The organism is Treponema bryantii NK4A124, from assembly GCF_000421345.1.
Classification (GTDB): domain Bacteria; phylum Spirochaetota; class Spirochaetia; order Treponematales; family Treponemataceae; genus Treponema_D; species Treponema_D bryantii_B.
In genome coordinates this window covers 212,184-220,528 of record NZ_ATWV01000006.1, presented here as the reverse complement: position 1 = coordinate 220,528, position 8,345 = coordinate 212,184, and the positions used below count along the sequence as shown (strand labels likewise).

Here is an 8,345-nt window from a genome sequence, read left to right as displayed (position 1 = left end):
CCTTATTGCTTCAAGTTTCTTTGCGTAGGCTTTCCAGTATTCTGCTTCTGTTTTGTAGTATTCAATATCCTTCTGTTCATCAATGATAGTTTTTTCGTTTTTGGTATCCACAGGCAATCCTCTGCCGTCTCTTTGTTGCAAAACCCAATACCTTACGGTATCTCGCGGCAGCCCATATTTGACTGCAAGTGTTTTGTAACCGACAACTCCTGCCTTGTATTCTGCCAAAACCTTTACTCTCAAGTCAATCGGATGTTGAAGCGTAAATCCCATTTCCTAACCTCCAAAAAGTGTCTAACTTTCTGGGGTCAGTTCATTCGTTGCGGGCTACCCCTTCTTGCGGGGGTGTCCCCCGCAACGCCCCCAGGAATTAAGCTAACCCCTTTAGAAAAGTTTCCCACTCTTTTATTATATAAGGCTCATAATATTTATACTGTGCAATTCGGGGTAATCCATTTTCATCACCAAAACAAACATCCATTCGTGTTTGCCTATAGAGAAATTATAACATAAGATATGAATAATATAAAAGCAACTAAGAAAATCAAAAATTATGATATATTATTTTTTGATGAATTATGTTATAATATAAATATCATTCAGAAAAATGATGATATTTTATACAGGAGGTTCATATGGTAAGTGTTCGTGGATATTATGACGGAACAACTTATGTTACTACAGAAACAGCAAATCCCTACAAAAATCAAAGTGTCATCATAACTTTGCTTGATGAACCACAGCCAGTAAGAAAACCTGTTACTCTCGAAAAATTAGAATCTTTCGCTATGCTTTCAAGCAATGCTGATGATGCACAAAATTACATCAGCAAAATGAGGGCTGACCGTGTCTTCTAGAATCTTTTTTGATACAGCTCCATTAATTTACTTTCTCGACAAATCACCTTTGTATTTTGACAAGGTAAAAAACTTTCTTTTTAAATCCGCAAATGATAATTCTCAATTCTATACTTCTGTAATTACAGATATGGAATATGTAGTAAATCCTTATAAGAATAATAATCAGCAGAAGATTGACAATTACTATGCATTCCAGAATTACCTTGATATTAAAAAGATAGATATTAATACAGAGATTGCAAGTTTTGCCGGAATGCTTCGTTCTAAATATGATTTCTTAAAAGGCCTCGATGCATTACAAATTGCTGCTAGCCATTTCTATGATTGTGATTATTTTGTAACAAACGACAAAGCTCTTCTACAGGTAAATGAAATAAAAAATCCTTTACTTGTAGACAATATGTAGTTTTATTTAAGCAGACAACACTTTTCTAAAATACGAAGTGAAAAAAATTACAAACCCACAAAAAATACTGTTTTCCTGTTATCACTTGCTATGCATTTATCAATAGATGAAGTTTCAGACCTTCTAGGCAGAGCCGGTTTATCGTTCAGTTGCAGCAATAAAACAGATCTGATTTTTCAATATTTTCTTTATCACAAAATTTATAATATTTTTGAATTAAATGAAGTATTGGAAATTAATAAATTAGAAATAATATAATCAGTTATTCTTCAAATTTTTTCACTTTTTGTTCCAGAATGGGTCTTCTACTGGTTCATTAGACTCACTTTCCTCTTTTTTAGCATCTGTTTCTTCTTTTTTTGATTCTTCATTTTTTTTGTTTACTTGCATTTTATTTGCAAAATAAATATCGTCAATTTTTTCATTAGAATTACTTTTATTCATTTTTCTTAATTCATTAAGTATTTGTTCAAGCAATTCATTATTTTTATTAATTTTAAAATACCAGCACCAGAATTCTCTGGTAACCATAAAGATTAGAATTATAGGCTAGCTTTTTATTGCAATCTTCCATGTTCTGCCAGAACTTGAAGCATGAACTTTGACGATACCTCTTTTTTCTGCATCAATTGCAAGCTTCTTAAAGCGATTATATCCGTATTTTTTTGCGTTAAGTTTTTGTGCAACAGAACTAAAAGAAATATATCCATCGTCATCCCAATCAGATTTTAACGTATTTAATACTTCTATAAGTTTAACAAAGACGACAGGTAATTTTGTAGATGTTGATCCTTCGAATTTCAATTTTGAATTATCGCCATTCTCAAATCTTACATTAGAATGATTTTGAGCATCTTTAATAAATGATTGCCATGATGAATAACCAAGTTTCTTTTCATCGAAGCTTGAATCCAAGAGTTTCATTTTTACTTTTACTTGACCACTAAGTACGTTATTTGTTTTTTGCTCCTCTAATAAACGGCCTACTGTCTCCTCTAATAATGCAAATGCTTTTTCTTTGGTGAAAGTTTCAATATCATCATTTTCATCATCACTTTCGTCTTTTTCGTTTGGAATTGATTCTTCTATTAAATCACGATAATCAATTGATTCATCTGCCATAGAAACAAAATCTATTGAAGCACTTTGATTATCACATATAATTTTTATATATTTACCTGCTTTTCTTAATTCGCTTAATAGAGGTCTAAAATCTGCATCACCAGTTAATAAAATAAAATTTTCAATATTCGGATAATGATAAAGAATATTTATACCATGAGTAACCAAAGAAATATCTGCTGTGTTTTTTAATTTCTCTATATGAGGAGTATGAATCATTTCAAAATTGTGTTTTGCAAATTCTTCACACAAAGAATTGCATTCCTTTCTGTTCCAATCTCCAAAAGCAATGGCATATGCGATTCGTGAAGAATCTTCAATTTTTTCTATAATTGAGCCAGTTTGTTTCGGATGAATATTTTCAACGTCCCATAGAATTGCAGTGGATTCATTTATTTTATGTTCCATAAATTATTTGTCCTCCCTTAAATACTTTATCGGAAATGGTAATACCGTCAGCATTCCGTATCGTACAAATTCTACTTCCATAAGAGGAAGCAATTCTTCAAATATATTTTTTCCCTCAAGTACTTCTATTTTTCTTAGTACACTTGCCCGTTCTAAAGTATTTTTCATTCCGTTTCCAACTTCACCTACACAATAGAACGCTGATTTTTCATCTTTAAAAATATAATTTATATCTGTTATTCCAGTAAAATATTCTTCTCGACTTTCCTTGTTACGTAAATATGAATGCAAGCGGATTCCTGTATCTTTGAAAATAGTTTCAACAATATTCTGTTTTTCAGTTCTAGAAGGAAACATCTTTAAGATATCGATTTTAGAATACTCTCTTTCTACTTCAAATTTATTACTATGTTCAGGGAGAATTTCCTTTAATAAATCACCGGATAATGTTTCAGATTTGGCAACTTCATTCAATATCTTTCCTACACTTTCAAAATCAGGTAAAGAATACATATTTGTATCTCGAATAAGATTTATGTTTCCCTCTGAATCTTTTATGATTGCTAAAACCTTATCTTCTGTTGTAGAACCTTCATAGAGTTCCATATATTTGTCAAATTCATTCTGACTGAATAAATCGCGTTCAGTTTTTTCAATAACAAAAGTTCCATCAGGATGGATTTTCATAAATTTAAAAGATTGTTCTTCTTTTATTCCAAAAATCCAGTCATTGTTAAAACCATATATAGTCCAGTCTTGAATTGTTATTTTTTTCTGATGCAAGTCATTCTTTATGGCTAATTCTTTTAGGATATTATAAGTTGCAGCTTGAGAATCTTTTGAATATTTGTTAGTAATATGCTGAACTGAAAAACTTGATAAATCATCTTGATGAGGATCTTCTTCCGGAACATAGCAGCTTTTATCTTTTATATACCGGATATTTAACTTAGTTTTTGAAAGTTGCTTTGAAAAAGATGTTTCAACATCTGGGATAAGTTCTTTGATCTTTTCCTCTATATCATGCAAATATTCGCCAGAAGTAGAACTTTCAATTACATCAATAAAATTGATCCCTTTTTCTAAAATAATACTTTCAACATACTCTTTGTACTTTTCAAGTTCAGCTCTTGTTGTCTTTAATGTTTTTGTAATCTCAGATTTTTCAAAATTAATACTGAAATAATTTGAATACTTTTCTTTTACAATATTCATTACCACATAAAGACAGCCAATTTTTGTTGCTGCAAGTTTTTTATAATCAGTAAAATCAAAAAACGGGATATTTGCCTTTTTATCATTTACAGGCTTTAAAATGAAATTGTCGTTTTGATTTAGCTCTGTTTTACTGACTCGTCTTAATGTATTATTGGTATTTGCAAATGTATATTGTGGATAGTCTGTAAATTTCCGCTTTTTGAATTCCATCTCTTTCTTTAAAAGAATTGAAGACATTAGGTGTGCTTTTAATTGCAGACACATATCTTTCGTGATTTTTACTTCAAGAACTTGTAAACTCCAAATTTTTCCTTCTTTATCAGTACTTTGCCAAGCCTTGTTATAAAGAAATAATTTTCCAGTTAAATTGTTGAATGAGAAATATTGGCTTTCTGAAGCTCCAATTGAATTTAGGAAAAGTTGCAAGAGGATATGCAAAGGAAGTCTTTTAGCTTCAAATTTAGAAAATGATAATGTGTTTCCGTCTTCCATGTTTTGAACAAGATTTGATAGTTGACCTGTTGATGTACTTTCTTTTTTTGTCAAAATATAAAATGTTTTTCCGGTCTCAAAAGCAATGGCTTTGATTATGTTTGGACTTAGAGAATCAAGAAATGTCGCACCAAATTTGATAAACTTTTCAGAAGTTGTAACTTGGTAAAAGTCATATTTTGAATCAATATAGTCAAAATTTGGATTAAAATTTATTTTATTGATTATCATTTCAGGCATTTAACTCTTTCCTTATTGTGTTTATCATCTTCATATCTAATTGATGTTTATCAGTTCTGTACAGATATGGTATTTCAATAATAGAACCGTTGCTGCTTATTCTATAATCATGCTCGGAATAAATATTGATTATGAGAACTTTAGATCCGCTACATTGTTTTAATTTATCCATAATATGATTCTTTTCTTCTTCTGCAGATACGGTCATATTATTTTTCCATAGCTTAAAATCTATATAAATTCCATTCTTTGTTTTGTAATCAAAGAATTCAAAAAACTCATCATCCATTTCATAAAGTTCTATGTTTGCAAATTTACTTAGAATGTATTTTCCTATCTCTTCCCCTAATGCTCCTTTATAAATATTGTTGAAGAGTTGCGGTGTAATCCAATACTTTGATTCTACAAATTTTGTTGCATATTTTTTTTCCTCAAAAAACTCTTTTAATCCTGGAATTCCGTTCATTAATTCCAGTAAGCATATCTCCTCTGCATTTACCTTTTGAGGTAAGGAATTATCAAATCTTATTGTTATATCACCCCGGTAATCACTTTCCTGTTCATAGGAATATGAATCTATTGGTGTGGAAGTTTCAAAATAAAGATTTCGCAGCATTGTTTTTGTTTTTATCAAAGATTCTTTTACCTGAGGATACATCAATAACATTTGCCGTAAATTTTTCCATTGTTCTATATCATTCTTGCGATCAAAATCTCTCATTGAATCAATCATAACCATATGCTGATGAGCTAGCATTTCTGCTCTTGTTTGTAATTCTTCAGTTTTATTATCAACTGCTTTTATCGCACAAATCGTTTTACTTTTTTCTATAATTTCTATGAATTCAGGATTCAAGATACGTTTCTCTATAGTCGACAGATCATAAGTATTAAAAATGGCATTATCTACAAAAATATTGATTTCTTTATTCTTATTCGGCGTTCGGCAAATACGCCCCACTGCTTGGATCAATGTTCGGATTGCAAAATTTGCAACTGACTTTGTATTGTATGGCGTTCCCTTTAGATTATAATCCTGAAAATCAACACCTGTGTGACACTTAAAAGTTTGTCTTATGTATCTTTCTCCGGTTTTGTAGTCCACTTCCCCATTTTCCATAAGAAACTCTGTCTGGAAAATTGCCTTAACAAGGTCTTCTGAATTAATTCCTGATTTTACGTTCACAATTAAATGTGTTGGTTTCTGAAGATAAATACAGTCAAAGTCTTTCTCATTAGTTACAAAATCATTTACCTTTATAGTTTCATAATTCTTTGGAATTTGATACTGAAGGTTTTGCCCTGCCCCAATTGTTTGATAAGCTGACATTACAAAAATCTTTTGTCCACTTGAAAGTCTTTTCTGAATTCTTGTGAAACTCTTTTCAAAACTTCCGGTATTTATATCTTCAATAAGACTATCTCCATTCAGATTTTTACCAGAACTATGAATAAAATACTTTGCAGTTTCTCTGAGAACTTTCAGGTTAAAAACTTTATAGGAATCTTCACCAGGTAGAGAATTTGTAAGACATAAAAATGATCTGACATTATCATTCAGAATAAAGGCTTTTAAGGCTTTTACAACCTTTATAAATTCACATTGTGTAAAACAATTATTAATTGTTGCATTTGGAATTTTGTTTTGAATCATTTCTCTAAAACTAGAGGCATCATTTCCAAATAATTCTTCATAATCTTTATCAAGAGAATCCTGGTCCGAATTTATATCAACTATATCAATTCTTGTTTTACTGTATCCATTGCAGCTTTTTTCAAATTCATCCCTAAGACGTTTTTCTTCACTATTCGGTAATACATAAAAATCTTGACCTAATACCATTTTTAGGTAATCAAGAGAATAGTTTCCTACAACTGTATCAAGAGTTGCTGTTGCAGAAATACCTATAACACGAGCTCTTGAACACATTTGTAAAAGAATTCGTTCTGGGGAAGTTGGGAAATCATACATCCAGATTTTTGACTGACTATTATGGTCTGGGCTGTCTTCAAAATCATAATAACGGAATCCGTTTTCATAGATCTTGCGATTAAAATAATTTAAATCGCCCTTTCCATCTTCAATTGGTGCAAACATATTTTTTCGACGATTTTGCGGAGATATAATAAGAGGAAATAAATAATGAGAATAATCATACGGAAGATTAAATTCACTTAATATAGATTTTATGGCATTTTCTACAGAGCATTTGTCCTCTTCATTTTCTCTTGAATTATTTACGTTTGCCATGTAATTGTAAGCAATATTACGACAGTTGTTTTGAAAAAATGTCATTGCACCACGAATTTTTCCAAGAAGAGCCATAACACTTGCAGGATTATTTCTGTCACCTTTGCTTTCGCTAAATACAATCCAATTCTGTTTTTCCTTTTGATCACCTCTAATCTCTACATATGATTTTTTTCCAGAAAAGACAGTATGGAACTGCATATCATTAAAAAGAAAATTTCTCCCAATATCCACATCTTCTTGTTTAATTTTAAAACTAAAGAATTTTGAATATAGCTCATAATCTTCTCTAAAAATATTTTTGAGTTTTTCAAAGTACTCTTCAAGCCTAAGTTCATTTCTAAGGTTCTTTTCTTTGTAATATTGTTTTCGTTGTTCTGATTCGCGTAAATATATGGAAGGAATATCATGACCTTCTAATTCATGATGTATATGACTGAATAATGCTATTGAATCAATTTTGTTTTCAGTACCAGCTTTTATAATTTGGTTAAGCATTCTATCTTTTGTTGAGTCAAATTCATCAATAAAAATTATTGAATTATCTATAATTGCGTTATTATAAAAAGAATAAGTTGAGTCAACAAAAGTTGTGTTACCCAGTATAAATTTATCTACAGTCATAAAGAAAATGCGTTTTTCTTTAGAAAACACGGCCGGGTAAAGTTTTCCTATCCATTCAAAATTTTTATCATTTTCTATTGCTTTTAATTTATTACCTGCAGTTTTCAGCGGTTTTAATAATTCAAAAATTACACTATGAAAATCTTTTTCTTCATAACGTTGCATCATTTCCGCAATTTTACGGCAATCTGCATTATCTTCACCAAGAGTCTTTGCATTTCTTTTATAAAAGTCGATTTGCGAACGTAATGCCTTGGTTTTAGGGTCGGAACGTATAGATTCAGGCATAGTTTTGTAGGCAGTATCAAAATTATTTATTACCGATTCAACATTGCTTTCCAGTTTTATAGCTATCTGATCAAACTCTGACACCTTTCCGGTCTTAATAAAACGTTCGCGAAGTTCATCGAATGGAAGATTTTTCTTTAAGGTTGTAATAAAGAAAAATTTTGTGTTTTTATATTCTTCTCTATTATAATTTTCAAATATAAATTCCAAAACGTTATATGTCTTTCCAAAACCGGTTGGCATGTCTAAAAGAAAGAGACCATTTTCTTTGTTTTTGCAAAAGTCGGATATAACGTTTTTCATAACTTACTATTCCCGAGTTATTTGTTTTCTTTTAAACCAAAAACCTTTCCATTATCCCCTTTTTTTTCTTAGTCCCATACGAATTTCTTTCTTAAATTTACTCATTGCAAAAATATTTTTGTTTACAATATTA

General features: G+C 30.4%; 7 protein-coding genes. 2 read left to right on the top strand and 5 right to left on the bottom strand.

Translation table 11 applies throughout. From position 1 onward, the window contains the following. Nucleotides 1–273: hypothetical protein (locus G626_RS0108295; RefSeq protein ID WP_022932325.1), on the bottom strand; the 273-nt coding region annotated here is incomplete at its 3' end. A gap of 362 nt (nt 274–635) precedes the next feature. Here G626_RS0108295 and G626_RS0108290 point away from each other — a divergent pair. Together G626_RS0108290 and G626_RS0108285 are read left to right on the top strand one after the other, a co-directional pair. Continuing rightward, nucleotides 636–857 carry a hypothetical protein gene (locus G626_RS0108290; protein WP_022932324.1) on the top strand — a complete coding sequence of 74 codons (222 nt, stop codon included), beginning with the start codon at nt 636–638 and terminating at the stop codon, nt 855–857. Continuing rightward, nucleotides 847–1,266, top strand: coding sequence for a type II toxin-antitoxin system VapC family toxin (locus tag G626_RS0108285; protein WP_022932323.1), 420 nt, complete (start codon nt 847–849; stop codon nt 1,264–1,266). The genes G626_RS0108290 and G626_RS0108285 overlap by 11 nt, the downstream gene beginning before the upstream one ends. A 279-nt stretch (nt 1,267–1,545) precedes the next feature. Here G626_RS0108285 and G626_RS0108280 read toward each other — a convergent pair whose 3' ends face one another. From G626_RS0108280 to G626_RS0108265, 4 genes are read right to left on the bottom strand one after another with little or no spacing between them, the layout of a single operon-like run. Next, nucleotides 1,546–1,797 (bottom strand): hypothetical protein, encoded by a 252-nt coding sequence (locus G626_RS0108280; RefSeq protein ID WP_022932322.1) that lies wholly within the window; start codon nt 1,795–1,797, stop codon nt 1,546–1,548. 18 nt (nt 1,798–1,815) lie between these two features. Then, complete coding sequence (locus G626_RS0108275; RefSeq protein WP_022932321.1) at nt 1,816–2,796, bottom strand: NYN domain-containing protein; 981 nt, start codon at nt 2,794–2,796, stop codon at nt 1,816–1,818. Between the two features lie 3 nt (nt 2,797–2,799). Then, entirely contained in the window at nt 2,800–4,746 is a 1,947-nt protein-coding gene (locus G626_RS0108270) for a hypothetical protein (RefSeq protein ID WP_022932320.1), read from the bottom strand. After that, nucleotides 4,739–8,212, bottom strand: a complete 3,474-nt coding sequence (locus tag G626_RS0108265) for a hypothetical protein (RefSeq protein WP_022932319.1) — start codon at nt 8,210–8,212, stop codon at nt 4,739–4,741. The genes G626_RS0108270 and G626_RS0108265 overlap by 8 nt, the downstream gene beginning before the upstream one ends. Nucleotides 8,213–8,345: the final 133 nt, after the last annotated feature.